The organism is Streptomyces sp. NPDC057424, assembly GCF_042803315.1.
Taxonomy (GTDB): domain Bacteria; phylum Actinomycetota; class Actinomycetes; order Streptomycetales; family Streptomycetaceae; genus Streptomyces.
The window spans coordinates 147647-168894 of record NZ_JBHVCP010000008.1 but is presented as its reverse complement, the minus strand read 5'-3'; the positions used below and the strand labels follow the sequence as shown (position 1 = coordinate 168894).

Sequence of the window (21248 nt, the reverse complement as noted above, 5' to 3'; positions counted from 1 at the left end):
GAGCCTGATGTCAGCGGGGAGTTCAGAGGTGGCGGCGGCGCTCGGCCACCTGCCGGTCGTAACGCTCACGCGCCTCGACGGCCGCCTCGCGGGAGGCGGTCTCGGCCACCGGCACGTCCCACCAGGCCTCGGCCGGGGGAGCGGTCGGGGACGGGTCGGTCTCGACGTACACACACGTCGGCCGGTCGGACGCCCGTGCCGTGGCGAGTGCCTCGCGCAGTTCGCGCACGGTCTTGGCGCGCAGCACGTCCATGCCGAGGCTGGCGGCGTTGGCGGCCAGGTCGACGGGGAGCGGGGCGCCGGTGAAGGTGCCGTCTGCGGCCCGGAAGCGGTAGGCGGTGCCGAAGCGTTCGCCGCCGGTCTCCTCCGACAGACCCCCGATGGAGGCGTAGCCGTGGTTCTGGAGGAGGACGATGTTGAGCGGCAGGCCCTCCTGGACGGCGGTGACGATCTCCGTCGGCATCATCAGGTAGGTGCCGTCGCCCACCAGTGCCCACACCGGGGTGCCCGGGGCGGCCTGCTGGACGCCGATGCCGGCCGGGATCTCGTAGCCCATGCAGGAGTAGCCGTACTCGAGGTGGTACTGGCGCGGGCTGCGGGAGCGCCACAGCTTGTGCAGGTCGCCGGGGAGCGAACCGGCCGCGTTGATGACCACGTCGTCGTCGCCCACGGCCGCGTCCAGCGCGCCCAGCACCTGCGTCTGGGTCGGGACCGCGTTCTCGTCGGCGGCCCGGTAGGCGGCCTCGACGACCTCGTCCCAGCGCTCCTTGCCGGACCGGTACTCGGCCTCGTACGCCTCGCTCACCCGGTGGCCGGAGAGCGCCTCCAGCAGCCTCTCCAGGCCGGACCTCGCGTCGCACACCAGCGTCCGCGCGGCCAGCTTGTGCGCGTCGAAGCCGGTGATGTTGAGGTTGAGGAACCGTACGTCAGGGTTCTGGAAGAGGGTGCCCGAGGCGGTGGTGAAGTCGGTGTAGCGGGTGCCGACTCCGATCACCAGGTCGGCGGTGCGGGCGAGCGCGTCGCTGACCGCCGTGCCGGTGTGGCCGATGCCGCCGAGGTCGGCGTGGTGGTCGTGGCGCAGCGAGCCCTTGCCGGCCTGGGTGGAGGCGACCGGGATGCCGGTGACCTCCACGAACGTCTTCAGCGCGTCCTCGGCCTCGCTGTGGTGGACGCCGCCGCCCGCCACGATCAGCGGCCGCTCGGCCGACCGGATCGCCTCGACGGCGGCGCTCAGCTCGACCGGGTCCGGCGCGGGACGACGTACGTACCAGACGCGCTCGGCGAAGAACTCCTCGGGCCAGTCGTGCGCCTCGGCCTGCACGTCCTGTGGCAGGGCGAGGGTGACGGCGCCGGTCTCGGCCGGGTCGGCCAGCACCCGCATGGCCTGGAGCGCCGACGGGATCAGCGCCTCGGGGCGGGTGATCCGGTCGAAGTACCGCGACACCGGGCGCAGCGTGTCGTTGACCGACACGTCGGCCTCGACCGGGTGCTCCAGCTGCTGGAGCAGCGGGTCGGGGGCGTGCGAGGCGAAGTAGTCACCCGGCAGGAGCAGCACCGGCAGCCGGTTGATCGTCGCCAGGGCCGCGCCGGTGACCAGGTTGGTGGCGCCCGGGCCGATCGAGGTCGTCACCGCCTGCGCGGACAGGCGGTTCAGCTGCCGGGCGTAGCCGACGGCCGCGTGCACCATGGACTGCTCGTTGCGGCCCTGGTGGAACGGCATGACGTGCTCGCCCGCCTCCAGGAGCGCCTGACCGACCCCGGCTACGTTGCCATGGCCGAAGATGCCCCAGGTCCCGGCGATCAGCCGGCGACGCACGCCGTCCCGCTCGGTGTACTGGGCGGACAGGAACCGCACCAGGGCCTGTGCGGTCGTCAGTCGGCGGGTGGGCGCGCTCATGCGGAGGTCTCCGGGGCGGTGTAGAGGGGGAGGCGGGGATCGACGGGCTGGTCCGGCCAGGTGTCGCGGACCCAGGCGTGGTCGGGGTGGTCGCAGATGAGCCAGGCGCGTTCGGCCTCCGGGCCCGCCATGACGTTGAGGTAGTACATGTGGTGGCCGGGCGTGGCCATCGACGGCCCGTGCCAGCCGTCCGGGATGAGCACGACGTCGCCGTCGTGGACCTCTGCCAGGACATCGGTGCCCCGGCCCTGTCCGGACGGGGAGACCCGCTGGTAGCCGAGGCCGGGGACGCCGTCGTGGCCGGCGAACTCGAAGTAGTAGATCTCCTCCAGCACGGACTCCTCGCCCGGCCGGTGCTCGTCGTGCTTGTGCGGCGGGAACGACGACCAGTTGCCGCCGGGTGTGATCACCTCGACCGCGATGAGCTTGTCGCATTCGAAGACCCCGGCCGCACCGAAGTTGTTGACCTGGCGGGAGCAGTTCCCGGTGCCCCGCAGCTCCACGGGCACCTCGGAGGCCGGGCCGTAGCGGGCGGGCAGCCGGCGGGTGCAGCGCGCGCCGGTCAGCGCGAACCGGCCGCCGCCGGCGGACGTCACGGTCGCGCGGGCGTCGCGCGGGACGTAGGCGAAGTCGCTGACGCCGCTGAACACGTCCGCGCGGCCCTGGAGTTCGAAGGTGTCCTGGCCGAAGTCGTCCTCCGCGGCGACCGTGCAGCCGCCGCTCAGCGGGACGACGATCCACTCGCTGTCACCGGTGTCGAAGGAGTGCGCGCCGCCCGGCGGCAGCTCGAGGACCCGCAGGCCGGCGTGGCCCCAGCCGGCCTTCTCGGGAGTGACGTCGACGGTGCAGGGGCCGGCGAGGGCCTTGCCGGCGGGAAGGTGGTACATCATCGCGTCCTCCGGATCACAGCAGACCGACGGCCGTGTCCACGGCCTCTTCCACGCTGCCCCCGGCCGGGTAGAGCAGCGACCGCCCGACGACCAGGCCCTGGACGGTGGGCAGCCGCAGGGCCTTGCGCCAGCGTTCGTAGGCGCCTTCCTGGTCGTCGCCGACCTCGCCGCCGAGCAGGACGGCGGGCAGCGTGGAGGTCTCCAGGACCTCGGCCATGTCGTCCGGGTCGTCGGTGACGGGGAGCTTCAGCCAGGTGTAGGCAGAGGTGCCGCCCAGGCCCGAGGCGATCGCGACGGACCGGGTGACGGCCTCGGCGGACAGGTCGTTGCGGACCCTGCCGTCGACCCGCCGGGAGATGAACGGCTCGACGAACAGGGGCAGTCGCCGGTCCGCCATGGCGTCGATCGCCCGGGCGGTGGACTCCAGCGTGGTGAGCGAGCCCGGGTCGTCGTAGTCGATGCGGACCAGGAGCTTGCCCGCGTCGAAGCGGAGCCGGGCGATGTCCTCGGCGCGATGGCCGGTGAAGCGGTCGTCCATCTCGAAGGAGGCTCCGGCGAGTCCGCCGCGGTTCATCGAGCCCATGACGACCTTGTTCTCCAGCACGCCGAGCAGGAGCAGGTCCTCCAGGATGTCGGCGGTGGCGAGCACCCCGTCGACGCCGGGGCGCGACAGCGCGGTGCACAGCCGTTCCAGCAGGTCGGCACGGTTGGCCATGGCCAGGCGCCGGTCGCCGACCCCGAGGGCGCCGCGCGCCGGGTGGTCGGCGGCCACGATCATCAGCCGGCCGCTGTCGCCGATCAGCCTTCGCCGCACCCGGCGGGCCGCCGCCTCGGCGACGGCCTCGGGATCGCGGGCTCGGACCGCGGTGAGGTCGGGGATGCCGATGTTCAAGGAAGGCTCCGTTTCAGTGGCTCGTGCTCGGCGACGGCACCCCGGCGAGGAGGTCCTCGACCTCGGACTCGGTGGGCATCGCGGAGGAGCAGGCGAGGCGCGACGCGACGAGGGCGCCGGCGGCGTTGGCGTGGCGCATGGTCTTCTCCAGGTCCCAGCCGGCGAGCAGACCGTGGCAGAGCGAGCCGCCGAAGGCGTCGCCCGCGCCCAGGCCGTTGACCACCTCGACGGGTACCGGCGGCACCTCCGCCCGGGTGCCGTCGCGGTGCACGGCGAGCACGCCCTTGGGGCCCTGTTTGACGACCGCCAGCTCCACGCCCGCCTCCAGCAGCGCCTCCGCACAGGCCTGCGGCTCGCGCACCCCGGTGGCGATCTCGCACTCGTCCAGGTTGCCGACCGCGACCGTGGCGTGGCGCAGCGCCTCGCGGTAGTACGGGCGGGCGTCCTCCGGGTCGCGCCAGAACATCGGGCGCCAGTCCAGGTCGAAGACGGTGACGCCGGCCTTGTCGCGGGCCTTGAGGGCGGCGAGCGTGGCGGAGCGGCTGGGCTCCTCGCTCAGGCCGGTGCCGGTGAACCAGAAGATGCGGGCACCCCGGATGGCGAAGAAGTCCAGCTCGTCGGTGTGGATCTCCAAATCAGGTGCCTTGGGGCGGCGGTAGAAGTACAGCGGGAAGTCGTCCGGCGGGAAGATCTCGCAGAAGGTGATCGGCGTCGGGTACGCGGCGACCGGGGTGACCCAGCGGTCGTCGACGCCGAAGCCCTTCAGCTCCTCGTGCAGATACGTGCCGAAGGGGTCGTCGCCGGTGCGCGTGATCACCGCCGTACGGCGTCCCAGGCGGGCCGCGGCGACCGCCACATTGGCCGCGGAACCTCCCAGGAATTTCCCGAACGTCTCCACTCGCTCCAGGGGGACGCCGGTCTGCAGGGGGTAGAGGTCGACCCCGATGCGGCCCATCGTGATCACATCGAAATACTGGGCTGGCTCGGCCATGCGCGACCTCCTCGGGAAGCTGGGGATGCGGGTCCAGGGGTGCCCTGACACGGTGGTGGGCGTGGATCCACGGGACCTGCCGCCTCTCAGGTGTAGGTCTCGGAGGGTGGTGCTGTCAATAGTTTGTACTTACATTCGGACCTGCTTGTGAAATGATGTCTTAACAAAGTATTGACAGCGGGCGCGGCAGGGACTTGTATCCCGTGCCATCGCAACAGTCGGTTTGCGGCATCATGATCCGGACTCCGTAAGGCTCCGGGACCACGGATCCCTTCGTGATCCCTTCCTTTCCCCCGCAGTAGCACAGTGAGGTGCCAGGAAAGATGGACCGCTCTTCTCACCCCCGCTCTCGCAGGTTCGCGCCCGTCGTCGCCGTGGCCGCGGCAGCGGCCCTGACCCTCGCCGGCTGCTCCAGCAGCTCTGGAGGCAAAAAGTCCGAGGAAGGCGCCGCGGACGCCTCGGCCGGCAAGGCGACCACCCCGCGCATGACCGTCGCCCTGGTCACCCACCAGGCGCCCGGCGACACCTTCTGGGACACCGTCCGCAAGGGCGCCGAGGCCGCGGCCGCCAAGGACAACATCAAGCTCATCTACTCCGCCGACCCGAACGCGGGCAACCAGGCCAACCTGGTCCAGAACGCGATCGACCAGAAGGTCGACGGCATCGCCGTCACCCTGGCCAAGCCGGACGCGCTCAAGGGCGTCATAGGCAAGGCCGAGAAGGCCGGCATACCCGTCGTCGGCCTCAACTCCGGCCTGAGCGACTGGAAGGAGCTCAACCTGCTGGAGTTCTTCGGCCAGGACGAGTCCGTCGCGGGCGAGGCCTTCGGCAAGAAGCTGAACGAGGTCGGCGCCAAGAAGGTCCTCTGCGTCATGCAGGAGCAGGGCAACGTGGGCCTCACCCAGCGCTGCGACGGCGTGGCGAAGACCTTCGAGGGCAAGGTCGACCCGCAGAACGTCAACGGCACCGACATGCCGTCCGTGAAGTCGACGCTCACGGCCAAGCTGAAGCAGGACCCGTCCATCGACTACGTCGTCACCCTCGGCGCCCCCTTCGCGCTGACCGCGGTGCAGTCCGTCGGCGACGCCGGCAGCAAGGCGAAGGTCGCCACCTTCGACCTCAACAAGGACCTCATCAGTGCCATCAAGAACGACTCCATCCAGTTCGCCGTCGACCAGCAGCCTTACCTGCAGGGCTACCTGGCCGTCGACGGCCTGTGGCTCTACAAGAACAACGGCAACTACAGCGGCGGCGGCGAGCAGCCCGTGCTGACCGGCCCGGCCTTCGTCGACAAGTCCAACGTCGACGAGGTCGGGGAGTTCGCCGCGAAGGGCACCCGGTGATGAGCATGACCCAGCAGGCTGAGCCGGCGGTGGACACACCGCCGGCCTCCGGCCCCGGCAAGGAAAAGGACGGGCGGACCCAGCAGCGCTCCCTGGCGCTGAGACTGCTCGCCCGGCCCGAGGTGGGTGTCATCCTCGGCGCCCTGGCCGTCCTGGTCTTCTTCCTGATCATGGCGCCGACATTGCGCCAGGGCAGTTCGATGTCGACGGTCCTCTACCAGTCGTCGACCATCGGGATCATGGTCCTGCCCGTCGCGCTGCTGATGATCGGCGGCGAGTTCGACCTGTCCTCCGGCGTCGCGCCGGTCGCCTCGGCGCTGACGGCGAGCATGACCGCCTTCCAGCTGACCCTGAACGTCTGGGTCGGCGTGATCGCGGCCCTGGCGGTGTCCTTGGCCATCGGCTTCTTCAACGGCTGGCTGCTGGTGAAGACCGGGCTGCCGAGCTTCCTGGTCACCCTGGGCACGTTCATGGGCCTGCAGGGCGTGAACCTGGCGGTGACCAAGCTGGTCACCGGCAACGTCGCCACCGACAACATCAGCGACATGGACGGCTTCGACCAGGCCAAGGCCGTGTTCGCCTCGTCCTTCAACGTCGGCGGAGTCAACGTCAAGATCACCATCGTGTGGTGGCTGGCTTTCGCGGCGCTGGCCACGTGGGTCCTGCTGCGCACCAAGTACGGCAACTGGATCTTCGCGGTCGGCGGCAACAAGGACAGCGCCCGCGCCGTCGGCGTCCCGGTGAACTTCACCAAGATCTCGCTGTTCATGCTGGTCGGCTTCGGCGCCTGGTTCGTCGGCATGCACAACCTGTTCCAGTACAACACCGTGCAGTCCGGTGAGGGCGTGGGCAACGAGCTGATCTACATCGCCGCGGCGGTGGTCGGCGGCTGTCTGCTGACCGGCGGCTACGGCACGATCGTCGGCCCGGTCTTCGGCGCCTTCATGTTCGGCCTGGTCCAGCTGGGCATCGTCTACGCCACCTGGAACCCCGACTGGTTCAAGACCTTCCTCGGTGTGATGCTCGTAGGTGCCACCCTCGTCAATCTGTGGGTCCGCAAGCAAGCGACCCGGAGGTGATCGGAATGACAAGCAACTCCACCGGCACCCACGGGGCCGCTCTGAAGGACACCCGGCCCGCGGACGAGCGTCCCGTGGTCGAGCTGAAGGCCGCGGGCAAGTCCTACGGCAACATCCGCGCCCTGCACGGCGTCGACCTCAGTGTCCACGCGGGCAAGGTGACCTGCGTCCTCGGCGACAACGGCGCCGGCAAGTCCACCCTCATCAAGATCGTCTCGGGCCTGCACCAGCACACCGAGGGCGAGTTCCTCGTCGACGGCGAACCGGTGCGGTTCTCCACCCCGCGCGAGGCCCTCGACAAGGGCATCGCCACGGTCTACCAGGACCTCGCGGTCGTCCCGCTGATGCCGGTGTGGCGCAACTTCTTCCTCGGCTCCGAGATGACCAAGGGCCCCTGGCCCGTACGCCGTCTCGACATCGAGAGGATGAAGAAGACCGCGGACGAAGAGCTGCGCAACATGGGCATCGTCCTGGACGACATGGAACAGCCCATCGGCACACTCTCCGGCGGCCAGCGCCAGTGCGTCGCCATCGCCCGCGCCGTCTACTTCGGCGCCCGCGTCCTCATCCTGGACGAGCCGACCGCCGCCCTCGGCGTCAAGCAGTCCGGCGTGGTGCTGAAGTACATCGCCGCCGCCCGCGACAAGGGCCTGGGCGTCATCTTCATCACCCACAACCCGCACCACGCCTACATGGTCGGCGACCACTTCAGCGTGCTGCGCCTGGGCACCATGGAACTGTCCGCCGACCGCAGCGAGGTGAGTCTGGAAGAGCTGACCAACCACATGGCCGGCGGCACCGAACTGGCCGCCCTCAAGCACGAGTTGGCGCAGGTTCGCGGCGTCGACGTCGAGGAGCTCCCCGAGGATGGAGACCTCACCGCCCCCGTAGCCACGTCTTCGGAAGGAAAGTCCTGACATGGCCTTCGCGCTCGACCGCATCCGGGTCGGCTCCGCCCCCGACTCCTGGGGCGTCTGGTTCCCCGACGACCCCCAGCAGGTGCCCTGGGAACGTTTCCTCGACGAGGTCGCCGAGGCCGGCTACTCCTGGATAGAACTCGGTCCGTACGGTTACCTGCCGACGGACCCGGCCCGGCTCACCGACGAGGTGGCCAAGCGGAACCTGAAGGTCTCCGCGGGCACCATCTTCTGCGGACTGCACCGCGGCCCCTCCGAGTGGGACTCCACCTGGGAGCAGGTCAGCCGGGTCGCCGCCCTCACCCAGGCCATGGACGCGAAGCACCTCGTCGTCATCCCGTCCTTCTGGCGCGACGACAAGACCGCCGAGATCCTGGAGCCCCCGGAGCTCACCACCGAGCAGTGGCGCAACCTCACCACGGGCATGGAGCGCCTCGGCCGCGAGGTGAAGGACCGGTACGGCCTGGACATCGTCGTCCACCCGCACGCCGACACCCACATCGACACCGAGGAGCACGTCGAGCAGTTCCTCGACTCGACCGACTCCGACACGGTCAACCTCTGTCTGGACACCGGGCACTACGCCTACTGCGGCGGCGACAGCGTCAAGCTGATCGAGACGTACGGCGAGCGCATCGGCTATCTGCACCTCAAGCAGGTCGACCCGGACATCCTCGCCGACGTGGTCAAGAACGAGATCCCGTTCGGACCCGCCGTGCAGCGCGGTGTGATGTGCGAACCACCCTCCGGCGTACCGGAGTTGGGCCCGGTCCTCACGGCTGCCCAGAAGCTGGGCGTGGACCTGTTCGCCATCGTCGAGCAGGACATGTACCCCTGTGAGCCGGACAAGCCGCTGCCGATCGCGGTGCGCACCCGCAAGTTCCTGAGGTCCTGCGGCGCCTGACGACCCGAAAGGACGGCCATGACGGAGCGCACCCCTCTGGGAGTCGCGGTCATCGGTACCGGAAGGATGGGCGCCGACCATGTGCGCCGCATCCACGACGTCACCAGCGGGGCACGGGTGGCAGCCGTCGTGGACGTCGACGCGGAGCGCGCGAAGGCCGTCGCCGCCCGGATCGACGGCTGCACCGCCCACACCGATCCGGCGGCCGCGATGGCGGCTGCCGACGTCGACGCCGTCCTGATCGCCTCCCCGGGCCCGGCTCACGAGGCCACCCTGCTCGCCGCCTTCGAGCACGATCTGCCCGTCCTGTGCGAGAAGCCGCTCACCCCCGACGCGGCCTCCGCCCTGCGCGTCCTCGAAGCCGAACTGCGCCTCGGCCACCGCCGGGTCCAGGTCGGCTTCATGCGCCGCTACGACCCCGAGTACGCGAAACTGAAGGCCCTGCTGGCAACAGGACAGCTGGGCCGCCCGCTGATGCTGCACAACCGGCACCGCAACGTCGCCAGCCCGCCCTTCTTCACCAGCTCCATGCTCATCAGCGACTCCGTCGCCCACGAGGCCGACGCGACCCGCTGGCTGCTGGGGCATGAGATCACGGCGGTCACGGTGCTGCGCCCCACCCCGTCCGCCAGCGCCCCGGACGCCCTGCAGGACCCCCAGTTCGTCGTCTTCGAGACCGACGGCGGCGCCCTCAGCGACGTCGAGATCTTCGTCAACTGCGGCTTCGGCTACCAGGTCCAGGCCGAGGTCGTCTGCGAACGCGGCACCGCCCGCATCGGCGACGGCCACGCCCTGGTCACCAACATGGCCGGCCGCTGGGGCGGCACCATCGCCCAGGACTGGACCGAACGTTTCGAAACGGCCTACGACCACGAGATCCAGGCCTGGATCGACGCCACCCGCCGCGGCCGGACCACCGGCCCGAGCACCTGGGACGGCTACGCCGCGGCCGTGGTGTGCGAGGCGGGGGTCCGGGCCCTGGAGGACGGGGGCCGGGTGGAGATCGAACTGGTGGAGAAGCCGGCACAGTACAGGTGACGTCCCCTCCCGAGGCGCCCGGCGAGGAGGTGGCCCGGGCCCGGGACGCCTGGCGCGCAGCGCTGGTGGAGCGGGGCATCATGCCGTTCCTCCGGGAGTCACTCGCTGAGCCGGGCTCGGCGGCCGAGCTGCACCGTACGTCGCCGTCCACGCCGAACGGCCGTACGCCCGGCTTCACCGGTCCGGAATTCTCGAGCCCCGACTTCGGCGGCCCGGAACACCGGCAGGAACGACACCAGCGAGGCTGCCCCGCCCGGCTGTGTCACCCCCCGCGGGAGCTGCGCGGTCGCGGCTCGAACCCGGCCTCTCGGTAACAGGCGTCGATGAGTTCCATCGTCGTCACCGCGTCGTCGGCGTCCAGCGGCAGCGGCGTGCCCTCCCGTACCCGGGCCGCGAAGGCCTCCAACTGGTAGGTGTACGACGAGCGTGTGCCCAGGCGTTCCGTGCGCTCGCCCTCGGGGGTGCGGATCACGATGCGGTCGTCCATCTGGGGCAGGACGAAGTTCGGGGCCGTCGCCTCGCCCCGCGAGCCGACCAGCCGGATGCCCATGTCCAGGCCGTCGTACGCCATGTGGCAGCGGGCCGAGCCCGTCGCCCCGCCGGGGTACTCCAGGTCGGCGTCGAGCCAGGCGTCGACACCGGGGAAGCCCGCGCGTTCACCGGCCCGGGACGCCGTCAGGCGCGGGGCGCCGCCCGCCCAGGGGGCGAGCATCCGCAGTGCGTGCAGGCTGTAGCAGCCGAGGTCCATCAGGGCGCCGCCGGCCAGCGGCAGCGACCAGCGCGGGTCGGTGTCCGGCGGCGCGGCGATGGCGACCATCGCCTCGACGTGCCGCAGTTCGCCGAGTTCGCCCGAGGCCAGCAGCTCGTGGAGGCGCCGGGTGACGGGGTGGAAGAGGTAGTGGAACGCCTCCATGAACACCGCCCCCGACGTCCCGGCGGCCCGCCGCACGTCCGCCGCCTCCTCGGCGTTGCTCGCCGACGGCTTCTCCGACAGCACGTGCTTGCCGGCCGCGAGTGCGGCCAGGTTCCACGGGCCGTGCAGGCCGTTGGCGAGCGGGTTGTAGACGACGTCGACCTCGGGGTCGGCGATCAGCTCGGCATACGAGTCCGCGACCCGTTCCACGCCGTGCCCGGCGGCGAACGCCTCGGCGCGGGCACGGTCGCGGGCGGCCACCGCGACGAGGCGGTGGCCGGTCGCCCGGGCCGGGCCGATCAGGGAGCGCTCGGTGATCCGCGCGGCTCCCAGCACGCCTATGCGCAGGGGTTCCCGGCCCTTCTCGCTCATGCCTGCCGTACCTCCTCGATCGTCACGGGACGGTGCTCGTGCAGCGACAGTGTGCACGCGTCGGCGATCCAGCCCGCCTCCAGGGCGTCCTCGATCGTGCAGGGGGAGGGGCGGGTGCCGGCGACGACCTCGGTGAACGCGGTCAGTTCGGCGCGGTAGGCGTCGGTGAAGCGGTCCATGAAGAAGTCGTGCGGGGTGCCCGCGGGGAAGGTCACGCCCGGCTCGACCGAGCGCAGCGGCAGCTTGTCCTCCAGGCCGACGGCGATGGAGTCCGCAAAGCCGTGGATCTCCATGCGGACGTCGTAACCCCTGGCGTTGTGGCGGGAGTTGGAGACCACGGCGATGGTGCCGTCGTCCAGGGTGAGGATCGCTCCGGTGGTGTCGGCGTCACCGGCCTCCTTGATGAAGTCGGCGCCTCGGTTGCCGCCCACGGCGTACACCTCGGTCACCTCGCGGCCCGTCACCCAGCGGATGATGTCGAAGTCGTGCACGGAGCAGTCGCGGAAGATGCCGCCGGAGGCGGCGATGTACGCGGCCGGAGGCGGCGCCGGGTCGAGCGTGGTCGAGCGGACCGTGTGCAGCGTGCCGAGTTCACCGCTCTGCACGGCGGCGCGGGCGTTGACGAACCCGGCGTCGAACCGGCGGTTGTAGCCGATCTGGATCGGCACGTCCCGGCCGCGGACGGCCTTGAGCACCTCGACGCCCTCGGCCATGGTCCTGGCGACGGGCTTCTCGCAGAAGACGGGGACACCGGCCTCGACACCGGCCAGGATCAGTGCCGGGTGGGCGTCCGTCGCGGCCGCGACGACGATGCCGTCCACACCGGCGGCCAGCAGTGCCTCCGGCGAGTCCACGACGTCGGCCCCGAACCGCTCGGCGGCGGCCTTGGCGGCGTCCGCGAACGGGTCGGTGACGACGAGGGAGTCGACGGCGTCGAGTCCGGAGAGGGTCTCGGCGTGGAAGGCGCCGATGCGGCCGAGGCCGAGGATTCCGATACGCATGGGGGTGTTGCTCCTAGGGAGGGTGAGGGTTTCTTGCGGGGGGAGTGCTCAGTCGAGTCCGCCGAGGACGTTCTGGTCCCAGTCGATCACCGACCCGGTGACCACCCCGGACCGGTCCGACAGCAGGAAGACGACGAAGTCGGCGATCTCGTCCGGCTGGCCGAGCTTGCCCATGGGCAGTTTCGCGGCGGCTTCCGCACGCCAGTCGTCCCCGGCCCCGTGGAACGTCTTCTGGGTGGCGTCCTCGCCCTCGGTCGCCGTCCAGCCGATGTTGAGGCCGTTGATCCGGACCCGGTCCCAGCGGTGGGCATGCGCGGCGTTGCGGGTCAGCCCGATCAGCCCCGCCTTGGCGGCGACGTACGGCGCCAGGAACGGCTGCCCACCGTGCGCCGACGACGTGATGATGTTGACGATCGTGCCGGGCTCCTCACGCCCCACCATGTCCGCGACCGCCGCCTGCATCGCGAAGAAGGGGCCCTTGAGGTTGATCCCGATGTGCTGGTCGAACAGCTCGGGCGTGGTGTCGAGCAGCGTCCCCCGCGAGGTCAGCCCGGCCGCGTTCACCAGGCAGTCGACCCGGCCGTACGTCTCCACGACCCGCGCCACGGAGGCCTTCGCCTGCTCGGCGTCCGACAGGTCGGCCCGGACGTACAGGGCCTTGCCGCCCGCGGCGGTCAGCTCCCGCACCAGCGCCTCGCCGGGCTCGGGGCGCCGCCCGGTGACGGCCACGACCGCCCCCTCGCGGACCGCGGCCCGGGCGACGGCCGCGCCGACCCCCTGGCTGCCGCCGTTGACCAGGACGACCTTGTCGTCGAGAAGTCCCATCGAGTTCCTCAGCTCTCTCGCCGTTCGGCACCGGCCCGCAGCTCCGCCCGGAGCGCTTCCGGCGTCCACTCCTCGCGCAGCGCCCGCCGTATCAGATCCGCCGGTGAGGGCGGGGCCAGACCGTCGACCGGCGGGTCGCTGTCGAGGTTGGTGGGGAAGGGGTAGCCCTCGGCGCTCGCCGCGACCACCTGGTCCAGCCACGCCTGGTCGGCCCCCGCGGCCTTGCGCTTGAGGAGAACGGGGTACACCGCGTTGGACACCGCCTCCCGGTCCACCGCCTCCATGGCGCGCCCGAACGCGGACGACACCTGGAGCAGGTTGGCCATGCGCCGGATGTCCGCCGAGCGGTTGGTGCCGGCCGCGTGGAAGAGGGCCGGGTTGAAGAACACGGCGTCGCCCTTGGCGAGCGGCAGCTGCACCTGGTGCGCCTCGAAGTACGCCCGGAACTCCGGGAGCCGCCAGGCGAGATAGCCCGGCTCGTACTTCTGCGAGTGCGGCAGGTACATCGTCGGCCCGGACTCCACCGGCATGTCGCAGTGCGCGACCGCGCCCTGGAGCGTCAGCACGGGGGAGAGGCGGTGCACCTGCGCCGGATAGGCGGCGGCGGCCTCGTTCGACAGGAAACCGAGGTGGTAGTCGCGGTGCGCGGTCTGGGCGGCGCCGCCCGGGTTGACCACGTTCAGCTGGGAGGTGACCTGGTAGCCGGGGCCCAGCCAGGCGGTGGCCACCAGGGCCAGGATGTCGTTCGCGTAGTAGTCGGCGAAGGCCTCCGGGTCGTAGAGGGCCGCCTTCTCCAGCGCGTTCCACACCCGGTCGTTGGCGCCCGGCCTGGCGAAGTGGTCACCGGCCGCCGCGCCCGAGGCGCGCTGCTCGGCGATCAGCGCCTCGAACACCTCGGTGGCCCGGTCCACGACCTCCGGGTCGGGAAAGGCGCCGCGGAAGACGACGATGCCGGGGCCGTCGGCGAGCGCCCGCACCAGCTCGGCCTGCACCACCCGGTCGCCTTCGAGCAGGCCGCAGTCGTAGACGGGCACGTTCCGCTCCACGGCGGAGGCGTGCGGATAGTCGACGGGGTCGGTGGCCTGCTCGACCAGCGCGCGGAACGCGTCGAGATCGCAGTCCTGCTCGGACAGCCAGGCACGGTGGTGCAGGGAAGTGAAGGACATCGTCGTCCCTTCGGGGTCACGGAGCGACGCAGCCCTGTCATTCTTGTCAGTACAAACCCCTCGAACAACCAGCAGCGAGCCATCAAAAACCCCTCAAGGAGCCGGCGTATGGGCCACCCGTTCCCGATCCGGGAGATCGCGCGCCAGGCGGGCCTGAGCGAAGCGACCGTCGACCGGGTGCTGAACGGCAGGGGAGGCGTGCGCGAGAGCACCGCACGCGAGGTCCGCCAGGCCATCGCCGATCTCGACCGGCAGCGCACCCAGGTCCGGCTGGTCGGCCGGACGTTCATGGTCGACATCGTGATGCAGGCACCCGAGCGGTTCACCACGGCGATCCGCGCCGCCCTGGAGGCCGAGCTGCCGTCCCTGCGTCCGGCGGTGCTGCGCTCCCGCTTCCACTTCCGCGAGACCGGCCCGCCCGGGGAACTGGTACGGACCCTGGACCGGATCGCCCGGCGCGGCTCGCAGGGCGTGATCCTGAAGGCCCCGGACGTTCCCGAGGTCACCGCCGCGGTCGGCCGGCTCGAAGCCGCCGGCGTCCCGGTCGTGACGCTGGTGACCGACCTGCCCGCCAGCGCCCGTCTCGCCTACGTCGGCATAGACGACCGGGCAGCGGGCGCGACGGCCGCGTACCTGATGGGCCAGTGGCTGGGGGAACGCCCGGGCAACATCCTCACCAGCCTCAGCAGCGGCTTCTTCCGCAACGAGGAGGAGCGCGAGATGGGCTTCCGCAGCGCGATGCGCGTCCGCCACCCCGAACGGACGCTGGTCGAGATCGCCGAGGGGCAGGGCCTCGACGCCACCCAGTACGACCTCGTCCGGGCCGCGCTGGAACGCGACCCGGACATCCGCGCGGTGTACTCGATCGGCGGCGGCAACATCGCCACGCTGCGGGCCTTCGACGACCTGGACCGCGACTGCGCGGTGTTCGTCGCGCACGACCTCGACCACGACAACACCCGCCTGCTGCGCGAGCACCGCCTGTCCGCCGTGCTCCACCACGACCTGCGCCAGGACGTACGCGAGGCCTGCCACACCGTGATGCGCGCCCACGACGCGCTACCGCCGGCCGGACCGACCCTGCCCTCGGCGATCCAGGTGGTGACGCCGTACAACATGCCACCGCAGGCGGCCGTGTGATCCGCGCGGCGTGACCGGGCGTGGATCCGGGGGCGGAGCCGGAGATACCCCTACCGTCGGGCCCATGTGGACATCACGCCCGGACGGCGGGCCGGACCGGTTGCTGGCGCTCGCCGACGGCGTGTTCGCCATCGCCATCACCCTGCTCGTCCTGGATCTCTACGTGCCCCGCGACCTGGAGCCCGACCAGTACCGGGAGGCCCTGCGCCGGGTGCTCCCCGACCTCGGGGCCTACGCGCTCAGCGTCGCGGTGCTCGGCAGTTACTGGCGTGACCACCGCAGGATCTTCCGCGGAGTGCGGGAGGTCGACGGACAGGTGATCAGCCTGTCCGTCCTCGGCCTCGGCGTCGCCGCTCTGGTGCCCTTCCCGACCCGGCTGCTCGCCGAGTACGGCGACCAGTCCGTGTCGGTCGCCGTCTACGCGGGGGCGGTCGCCGCGCTCGGCGCCTGCCACCTGGCGGTGGCCGCCGTCCTGGCCCGACGTCCCTGGCTGCGCCACGGCCCGCCCACCGAGGTGACCAAGCCGCTCTACCTCCTCGACAGCGCCACGATCGTGGTGGTCTTCCTCGTCACCGTCCCGCTCGTCTTCGTGACCGGCCCCGTGATCATGTGGCTGTGGCTCGTTCTCGTCCCGGCGAAGGCCTACCTGGGTCGGCGGCTCCAGACCCTGAGCTGAGGGAGCCGCGTCACACCGGCCCGGCCACCTCCGCCCACGTGCCGCAGTGCGCCGACCGTGCCATGGCGTCCAGCGCGGCCGCGCTGTGCACGGCATCCGTGAGCGTCGCTCCGTGCGGTGTGCCCTCGGCGACCGACTTCAGGAAGCGGTACGCCTCGATGACCTTCAGGTCGTCGTACCCCATCGCGTTCGCGGCGCCCGGCTGGAACGCGGCGAACTCCCCGTGGCCCGGGCCGACGTGGACCGTGGTGACGGACTGGTCCTGGTACGTCGTGCCGCGGCTGATCCCCAGCTCGTTCATGCGGCGGAAGTCCCAGAGCACGGCCCCCTTCGTGCCGTGCACCTCGAAGCCGTAGTTGTTCTGCTCGCCGACCGAGACCCGGCAGGCCTCCAGGACACCGCGCGCCCCGGAGGCGAACCGCAGCAGACAGCTGACGTAGTCCTCGTTCTCGACCGGGCCGAGTTCACCCCCGGCGGCGCGGCTGTGACCCGCCGTGGCGCCGGTCGGCCGGGCCCGCTCCGGGAGGAAGATCGCCGTGTCCGCCGTCAGGGACGTGATGTCGCCGAGCAGATGACGGGCCAGGTCCACGCCGTGCGACGCCAGGTCGCCCAGCACCCCGCTGCCGCCCCGCTCCCGCTCGTACCGCCACGTCAGTGCGCCCTCGGGGTGGGCCGCGTAGTCGCTGAACAGCCGGACGCGGACATGCGTGACCGCGCCGATCTCCCCGGAGGCGATCAGCTCGCGGGCCGCTTCGACGGCGGGCGCGTTGCGGTAGTTGAAGCCCACGGTGCCCTGCACGCCCGCCTTGGCCGCCGCGTCCGCGACCGCGCCGGCGTCCTCCGCGGTCAGACCCACCGGCTTCTCGATCCAGATGTGCTTGCCCGCCCCGGCCATGGCGACACCGATCTCGCGGTGCAGGAAGTTCGGCGCGGTGATGCTGACCGCCTTCACCCGCGGGTCGGCGGCCACCTCGCGCCAGTCCCGGGTCGTCGAGGCGAACCCGAACTGCGCGGCGGCCTCCTCGGCCCGGCCCGGCACCTCCTCCGCGACCGTCACCAGCTCCGGAACCAGGGGCAGCTGCGGATAGTGGTGCCGCACGCGCGCGTACGCCTGGGTGTGCACCCGCCCCATCCAGCCGAATCCGATGACGGCGACGCCGAGCGTGTCCACCATGAGAGCCCCTCTTTGGACCGTTCCAGAACCTGTCCAGGCCACCCTGGGCGGGTTTCGGCGACGCTGTCAACCCTTTGACAAGCCGTGGCGCTCCATGGAACGGTCCATCCCATGAGACCGCCGACGATCCGGGACGTGGCCGAGCGGGCCGGTGTCTCCAAGTCGCTGGTCTCCCTCGTGCTGCGCGGCTCCGGCCAGGTACGGCCCGAGAAGCGGGACGCCGTGCTCCGGGCCGCCCAGGAACTCGGCTACCGGCCCAACGCCGCCGCCCGCAGTCTCAGCGAACAGCGCACGCGCACCGTCGGCGTCCTCCTCAACGATCTGCGCAACCCCTGGTTCGTCGACCTCCTCGACGGCCTGAACTCCCTGCTGCACGCCAACGGCCTGCGCATGCTGCTCGCCGACGCCCGCCTCAACCGCCGCACCGGCCAGGACCCGGCCGACCCGCTGCTGGACCTGGGCGTCGATGGCCTGGTCGTGGTCGGCACGCTGCCCGGCCCCGCGGCCCTCGGTGACGTGGCCGAGCGGATCCCGGTCGTGCTGGCCGGCTCCCGCGAACCGGCGCCGCCGGGCGTCGACGTCGTGGCGGGTGACGACGAGCGGGGCGCCTGGCTGGTCGCCGAGCACCTGATCGGCCTCGGGCACCGCCGTATCGCGCACATCGCGGGATACGGCGCGGTGGGTGAGCAGCGGCGCCGGAGCTTCACGGCGGCGATGCGCCGGAACGGCCTCGCGGATGAGGCGGTGGTCGAGCCGAGCGACATGACCGAGGAGGGCGGCTACCGCACGACCGTCCGGCTGCTCAGCCGCCCCGAGCGGCCCACGGCCGTCTTCGCCGTCAACGACATCGCCGCCATCGGCGTGCTCTCGGCGGCCGAGGAAGTGGGGCTGCGCGTCCCGCACGACCTGTCCGTCGTCGGCTACGACAACACGAGCATCGCGCGGCTGCGGCACGTGTGGCTCACCACGGTCGACAACACGAGCCACGAGGTCGGCCGCCGCGCGGCCCGCTGCCTCCTGGAGCGCTTCGAGGGCGCCGGCGGAGCGGGCCGGGTTCAGCTCGTCACGCCCACCCTGGAGGTCCGGGGCACGACGGCGCCTTGGCTCACAGGTTGATCGCGTAGGCCTTGCGCAAGGTCTCGTGCACGGTCCACGTCGTACGGTCGCCCTCGCGCAGGACGGCCATGTCACCGGGCCCCACCGTGAGCGTCGGCCCGCCCTCGACCTCGATCGTCGCCGACCCGCTGATCACGACGAACAGTTCGTCGGCCTCGGTGTCGGTGACCACGCCGGGCGTGATCTGCCAGATGCCCCGCACCTGACGGCCGTCCTCCGACTCCCAGGCCACCTTGCCGGTCACCTCGGGGGTCCCGGAGACGATCTGCTCGGGCGCGAGAGGCTCGGGTTCGAGCTCGGCGTCGGGGATGTGGAGTACGAAGCTGTGCGTCATGCGGCGACCCTAGCCCCGGCGAGCGGGGGAGTGGCCTCGACAGAGTGTGGGGTGTCTGCGGCTCCGGGCGGACACTCCGTCCCGGCCGGGGCGGCCCGGGGGCCTTCGTGCGGGCCGGCGCGCCCTCGATGGTGTCCACGACACCGTCGGCGAATTTCCTGTGCCGACGGAGGTTGGTGATCACTAGTGCCGTATCGAGCAACGTCGGCCCTGGTTGTCGCCCGGCGGTGCCGGCTCGATCGAGCCGATGCAGCAGATGGGCGGCGCCCATCCGGCTCCGGCGAGGACCTCTTCGGCGTCGATGTCTCGTTACGGATCCATGCCTGCCTGGGTCATGCCCCCAGGCCCTCCGTGACGGGCAGGCACTCGGAGAGCAGGTCGAGGACGTCGCGCCAGGCTCGCTGCGCGTGCTGTGGGTGGTAGCCGACACCGGGGACCACGGGGTGGTCGACCGGCGGGTGGTGGAAGGCGTGCAAGGCGCCGCCATAGATTGCGAGGCGCCAGTCGACGCCCGCGGCCTGCATCTCAGCGGTGAACGTGTTTCGTTGCGCGGGCGGCATGATCGGGTCTTCCGATCCGACCCCGGCCCACACCGGGCAGCGGATGCGCGCTGCCTCGCCCGGTCTGCCCGTGGTCGTTGCGTTGACTGTACCGATCGCGCGCAGGTTGACGCCGCCTCGCCCGAGTTCCAGCGCGATGGCGCCCCCGGTGCCGTAGCCGATGGCGGCGATCCGGCCGGGGTCGGTCCGGGGCTCGGTGCGCAACTCGTCGAGTGCCGCGTGGCCGATGCGCCGCATCCGGTCGGGATCAGCGAGCAGTGGCATGCAACGGGCCAGCATCTCCTCGGGGTCACCCAAATAGCGCCCGCCGTGAAGGTCGAAGGCCAGCGCTACATATCCCAGCTCGGCGAGAGCATCGGCCCGGCGGCGCTCGACGTCGCTGAGCCCCATGCCCTCTGGTCCGAGCAGCACTGCGGGCCGGCGGTCGACACCGTCCGGGAGCGCGAGGTGCCCGATCATCGTCAAACCGTCGGCCGGGTACTCGACCGTACGCGTCGTGATCGTCGTCATGAGACTGGACTGTAGTGATCGTCGAGCCCGGTTCGGCCGGTGTTCTGCCGCTGGCAGAACAGCCTAGGTGTCCCTCTGAAATACGGGACGGGCCCGGCGCTCAGGGCTTCAAGACCAGCCCGTTGCCCTTTGGCGCGTATCTCGGTCACACCCCTCGATCCCCGTGGGTTGAGGGAAACCGGAGGTCCTTCAGCGCGAACCCCACGGGGCCACCGGTGTGCGTCAGGCCAATGCATCCGTGGGTTTGGGTGAAACACGAGGATGCTGAGCGATCCGAAGGGTCCCGGCGGTGACGTCGGCCCGGATGTCCTCGGTCATCACGACCGCCTGCCGAACTGCCAGTTGTGCACCCAGGGTCGGCGTACCGGTCCGGGGTCGGGACGGCGCGTGCCGTGTCCGGGTCCGGCCGGGTCGGCCAGCTCCGGCCCCAGCGAGTACTTCCAGTCCAGCCGCCCGCGCACCGCGTCCGCGGCCCGCCGGTCCGACAGGCCCTCGGCGGACTGCATGACCGAGACGAGCGCCAGCCTGGCCGGTGACCACGCCGGCTTCCCCCTGTTCGGGTACAGCGCGGTGAAGTCCGCGTCCGAGAACAGCTCGCCCAACTCGTCACGGATCCGCATGGTCAGGCTGCCCTTCGGAAACGCAGCCCGCACCACGCGGGCCGTCTCCTCGGGGACCCCGTCGATCTTCCTGGCGTGCAACGACACCCTCCCCAACACCACGTCGGCCTTCACGACCACAACGGGTCGTGAAGGCCGACGTCACGTTCAGCCCCAGGATTCGCCAACGGTGTCGTGTCCACCGGCGGGGGTGCGGGCCGGAAGGAGCTCTCCGGTGCCCCTCGCGGGCCGTCTCAACCCCTATGCCCTGGTCGGGAGTTCCCGCCGATTCGCGTATTGTTTGCGGCATATGCCCGGGAGTGAGGATCGCCGGGTGTGCGAGTGTGCGGATGAAGGGGGACCGGGGACGTGGACGAGACGCGGCAGCGACCCGTCCGGCGAGGCGGACCGGCCGGAGGTGCCGCCACATCGCTGCTGGCCGTCGCGGCTTGCGCCGGGCACGCGACCAATGCGGAACTCCCCTGGTGGGCCGTCCTCGCCGTCGCCGTCTCGACGGCGGGCCTCGCCGGCTGGACCGGTGCCCAGATCGGCCGCCGACGAGGGCCCCGGGACGAACAGCCCGAGCCCGTCGGGCCGATGCCCGGCCCGTACGCGCTGCCCGCCGCCCGCCCGCAGGGCGGCGCAAGAGAGTCCCCTCTCCGTATGCGGTAGGGTTGACCTGCGCGATCACGCGGGACACCCGCGCGAGTCGCGTCGGGACGTGGCGCAGCTTGGTAGCGCACTTGACTGGGGGTCAAGGGGTCGCAGGTTCAAATCCTGTCGTCCCGACTTTGCGAAGTCGCAGTGCAGGGCCGGTTTCGGAGAAATCCGAAACCGGCCTTTGATCATTCTTGAGGATCGGTTGGGGACCTGCGTCCTCGAGCGGTAGTCCGGTTCTGGGCCGATTCCCC

Annotated in this window: 21 protein-coding genes, 1 tRNA gene and 1 pseudogene; 11 read left to right on the top strand and 12 right to left on the bottom strand. The window is 71.3% G+C overall.

What is annotated here, in order from left to right:
• Positions 1-22: 22 nt before the first annotated feature.
• The 4 genes from iolD to iolC are packed head-to-tail and all read right to left on the bottom strand — an operon-like array spanning position 23 to position 4670.
• On the bottom strand, positions 23-1897 hold the full coding sequence (gene iolD / locus ACFU3E_RS10270; RefSeq protein ID WP_384154603.1) for a 3D-(3,5/4)-trihydroxycyclohexane-1,2-dione acylhydrolase (decyclizing): 1875 nt from the start codon (positions 1895-1897) through the stop codon (positions 23-25).
• On the bottom strand, positions 1894-2787 hold the full coding sequence (gene iolB, locus ACFU3E_RS10265) for a 5-deoxy-glucuronate isomerase (protein ID WP_384154601.1): 894 nt from the start codon (positions 2785-2787) through the stop codon (positions 1894-1896). The genes iolD and iolB overlap by 4 nt, the downstream gene beginning before the upstream one ends.
• Before the next feature lie 13 nt (positions 2788-2800).
• Entirely contained in the window at positions 2801-3679 is an 879-nt protein-coding gene (locus tag ACFU3E_RS10260) for a deoxyribose-phosphate aldolase (RefSeq protein ID WP_384154599.1), read from the bottom strand.
• 13 nt (positions 3680-3692) lie between these two features.
• Entirely contained in the window at positions 3693-4670 is a 978-nt protein-coding gene (iolC, locus tag ACFU3E_RS10255) for a 5-dehydro-2-deoxygluconokinase (RefSeq protein ID WP_384154597.1), read from the bottom strand.
• Between the two features lie 323 nt (positions 4671-4993).
• On the opposite strand from iolC, the gene ACFU3E_RS10250 reads away from it, so the two are divergent.
• From ACFU3E_RS10250 to ACFU3E_RS10225, 6 genes and pseudogenes are all read left to right on the top strand, one after another.
• Entirely contained in the window at positions 4994-6013 is a 1020-nt protein-coding gene (locus ACFU3E_RS10250; RefSeq protein ID WP_384154595.1) for a sugar ABC transporter substrate-binding protein, read from the top strand.
• On the top strand, positions 6013-7092 hold the full coding sequence (locus tag ACFU3E_RS10245) for an ABC transporter permease (RefSeq protein ID WP_384154593.1): 1080 nt from the start codon (positions 6013-6015) through the stop codon (positions 7090-7092). Before ACFU3E_RS10250 ends, ACFU3E_RS10245 begins: the two co-directional genes overlap by 1 nt.
• Positions 7093-7097: 5 nt before the next feature.
• The gene (locus ACFU3E_RS10240; RefSeq protein ID WP_384154591.1) at positions 7098-8009 is read left to right on the top strand and encodes an ATP-binding cassette domain-containing protein; all 912 of its coding nucleotides are present in this window, start codon (positions 7098-7100) and stop codon (positions 8007-8009) included.
• Between the two features lies 1 nt (position 8010).
• Positions 8011-8913 (top strand): sugar phosphate isomerase/epimerase family protein, encoded by a 903-nt coding sequence (locus tag ACFU3E_RS10235; protein ID WP_384154589.1) that lies wholly within the window; start codon positions 8011-8013, stop codon positions 8911-8913.
• An 18-nt stretch (positions 8914-8931) separates the two neighbouring features.
• The gene (locus ACFU3E_RS10230) at positions 8932-9951 is read left to right on the top strand and encodes a Gfo/Idh/MocA family protein (RefSeq protein ID WP_384154587.1); all 1020 of its coding nucleotides are present in this window, start codon (positions 8932-8934) and stop codon (positions 9949-9951) included.
• A 14-nt stretch (positions 9952-9965) separates the two neighbouring features.
• Positions 9966-10181 (top strand): annotated as a pseudogene (locus tag ACFU3E_RS10225) (hypothetical protein); the annotation flags it as partial.
• Between the two features lie 32 nt (positions 10182-10213).
• Here ACFU3E_RS10225 and ACFU3E_RS10220 read toward each other — a convergent pair.
• From ACFU3E_RS10220 to ACFU3E_RS10205, 4 genes are read right to left on the bottom strand one after another with little or no spacing between them, the layout of a single operon-like run.
• Positions 10214-11236, bottom strand: coding sequence for a Gfo/Idh/MocA family protein (locus tag ACFU3E_RS10220; RefSeq protein WP_384154585.1), 1023 nt, complete (start codon positions 11234-11236; stop codon positions 10214-10216).
• Entirely contained in the window at positions 11233-12237 is a 1005-nt protein-coding gene (locus tag ACFU3E_RS10215; protein ID WP_384154583.1) for a Gfo/Idh/MocA family oxidoreductase, read from the bottom strand. The genes ACFU3E_RS10220 and ACFU3E_RS10215 overlap by 4 nt, the downstream gene beginning before the upstream one ends.
• Positions 12238-12285: 48 nt before the next feature.
• Positions 12286-13062: an SDR family oxidoreductase gene (locus ACFU3E_RS10210; protein WP_384154581.1), complete on the bottom strand. Its 777-nt coding sequence runs from the start codon at positions 13060-13062 to the stop codon at positions 12286-12288.
• A gap of 8 nt (positions 13063-13070) precedes the next feature.
• A complete protein-coding gene (locus ACFU3E_RS10205; protein ID WP_384154579.1) occupies positions 13071-14228 on the bottom strand; it encodes a phytanoyl-CoA dioxygenase family protein in 1158 nt (385 codons plus the stop codon).
• A gap of 108 nt (positions 14229-14336) precedes the next feature.
• On the opposite strand from ACFU3E_RS10205, the gene ACFU3E_RS10200 reads away from it, so the two are divergent.
• Entirely contained in the window at positions 14337-15368 is a 1032-nt protein-coding gene (locus ACFU3E_RS10200; RefSeq protein ID WP_384154577.1) for a LacI family DNA-binding transcriptional regulator, read from the top strand.
• 64 nt (positions 15369-15432) lie between these two features.
• Positions 15433-16044, top strand: a complete 612-nt coding sequence (locus ACFU3E_RS10195) for a TMEM175 family protein (protein ID WP_384154575.1) — start codon at positions 15433-15435, stop codon at positions 16042-16044.
• Between the two features lie 10 nt (positions 16045-16054).
• On the opposite strand, the gene ACFU3E_RS10190 is transcribed toward ACFU3E_RS10195, so the two are convergent.
• A complete protein-coding gene (locus ACFU3E_RS10190) occupies positions 16055-17218 on the bottom strand; it encodes a Gfo/Idh/MocA family protein (protein ID WP_384154573.1) in 1164 nt (387 codons plus the stop codon).
• A gap of 111 nt (positions 17219-17329) precedes the next feature.
• On the opposite strand from ACFU3E_RS10190, the gene ACFU3E_RS10185 reads away from it, so the two are divergent.
• Positions 17330-18334, top strand: a complete 1005-nt coding sequence (locus tag ACFU3E_RS10185; protein ID WP_384154571.1) for a LacI family DNA-binding transcriptional regulator — start codon at positions 17330-17332, stop codon at positions 18332-18334.
• Here the strand turns inward: ACFU3E_RS10185 and ACFU3E_RS10180 are convergent.
• The 3 genes from ACFU3E_RS10180 to ACFU3E_RS10170 all read right to left on the bottom strand — a co-directional run bounded on the left by ACFU3E_RS10180 (position 18324) and on the right by ACFU3E_RS10170 (position 20445).
• Complete coding sequence (locus ACFU3E_RS10180; RefSeq protein ID WP_384154569.1) at positions 18324-18668, bottom strand: cupin domain-containing protein; 345 nt, start codon at positions 18666-18668, stop codon at positions 18324-18326. The two genes, ACFU3E_RS10185 and ACFU3E_RS10180, sit on opposite strands and share 11 nt — an antisense overlap.
• A 332-nt stretch (positions 18669-19000) precedes the next feature.
• A complete protein-coding gene (locus ACFU3E_RS10175; RefSeq protein WP_384154567.1) occupies positions 19001-19738 on the bottom strand; it encodes a dienelactone hydrolase family protein in 738 nt (245 codons plus the stop codon).
• A 317-nt stretch (positions 19739-20055) separates the two neighbouring features.
• Positions 20056-20445: a transposase gene (locus tag ACFU3E_RS10170; protein WP_384154565.1), complete on the bottom strand. Its 390-nt coding sequence runs from the start codon at positions 20443-20445 to the stop codon at positions 20056-20058.
• A gap of 261 nt (positions 20446-20706) precedes the next feature.
• On the opposite strand from ACFU3E_RS10170, the gene ACFU3E_RS10165 reads away from it, so the two are divergent.
• The gene (locus ACFU3E_RS10165) at positions 20707-21009 is read left to right on the top strand and encodes a hypothetical protein (protein WP_384154563.1); all 303 of its coding nucleotides are present in this window, start codon (positions 20707-20709) and stop codon (positions 21007-21009) included.
• Positions 21010-21052: 43 nt separating this feature from the next.
• Positions 21053-21126 (top strand) — tRNA-Pro (locus ACFU3E_RS10160).
• Positions 21127-21248 lie beyond the last annotated feature (122 nt).

Coding starts and splice junctions, on each gene's coding strand:
- ACFU3E_RS10205 (WP_384154579.1), bottom strand. CDS start 14,228: ATGTCCTTCACTTCCCTGCACCACCGTGCCTGGCTGTCCGAGCAGGAC.
- ACFU3E_RS10240 (WP_384154591.1), top strand. CDS start 7,098: ATGACAAGCAACTCCACCGGCACCCACGGGGCCGCTCTGAAGGACACC.
- ACFU3E_RS10230 (WP_384154587.1), top strand. CDS start 8,932: ATGACGGAGCGCACCCCTCTGGGAGTCGCGGTCATCGGTACCGGAAGG.
- iolC (WP_384154597.1), bottom strand. CDS start 4,670: ATGGCCGAGCCAGCCCAGTATTTCGATGTGATCACGATGGGCCGCATC.
- ACFU3E_RS10175 (WP_384154567.1), bottom strand. CDS start 19,738: ATGACGACGATCACGACGCGTACGGTCGAGTACCCGGCCGACGGTTTG.
- ACFU3E_RS10245 (WP_384154593.1), top strand. CDS start 6,013: ATGAGCATGACCCAGCAGGCTGAGCCGGCGGTGGACACACCGCCGGCC.
- ACFU3E_RS10200 (WP_384154577.1), top strand. CDS start 14,337: ATGGGCCACCCGTTCCCGATCCGGGAGATCGCGCGCCAGGCGGGCCTG.
- iolB (WP_384154601.1), bottom strand. CDS start 2,787: ATGATGTACCACCTTCCCGCCGGCAAGGCCCTCGCCGGCCCCTGCACC.
- ACFU3E_RS10195 (WP_384154575.1), top strand. CDS start 15,433: ATGTGGACATCACGCCCGGACGGCGGGCCGGACCGGTTGCTGGCGCTC.
- ACFU3E_RS10210 (WP_384154581.1), bottom strand. CDS start 13,062: ATGGGACTTCTCGACGACAAGGTCGTCCTGGTCAACGGCGGCAGCCAG.
- ACFU3E_RS10250 (WP_384154595.1), top strand. CDS start 4,994: ATGGACCGCTCTTCTCACCCCCGCTCTCGCAGGTTCGCGCCCGTCGTC.
- ACFU3E_RS10180 (WP_384154569.1), bottom strand. CDS start 18,668: ATGACGCACAGCTTCGTACTCCACATCCCCGACGCCGAGCTCGAACCC.
- ACFU3E_RS10185 (WP_384154571.1), top strand. CDS start 17,330: ATGAGACCGCCGACGATCCGGGACGTGGCCGAGCGGGCCGGTGTCTCC.
- ACFU3E_RS10190 (WP_384154573.1), bottom strand. CDS start 17,218: ATGGTGGACACGCTCGGCGTCGCCGTCATCGGATTCGGCTGGATGGGG.
- ACFU3E_RS10235 (WP_384154589.1), top strand. CDS start 8,011: ATGGCCTTCGCGCTCGACCGCATCCGGGTCGGCTCCGCCCCCGACTCC.
- ACFU3E_RS10215 (WP_384154583.1), bottom strand. CDS start 12,237: ATGCGTATCGGAATCCTCGGCCTCGGCCGCATCGGCGCCTTCCACGCC.
- iolD (WP_384154603.1), bottom strand. CDS start 1,897: ATGAGCGCGCCCACCCGCCGACTGACGACCGCACAGGCCCTGGTGCGG.
- ACFU3E_RS10220 (WP_384154585.1), bottom strand. CDS start 11,236: ATGAGCGAGAAGGGCCGGGAACCCCTGCGCATAGGCGTGCTGGGAGCC.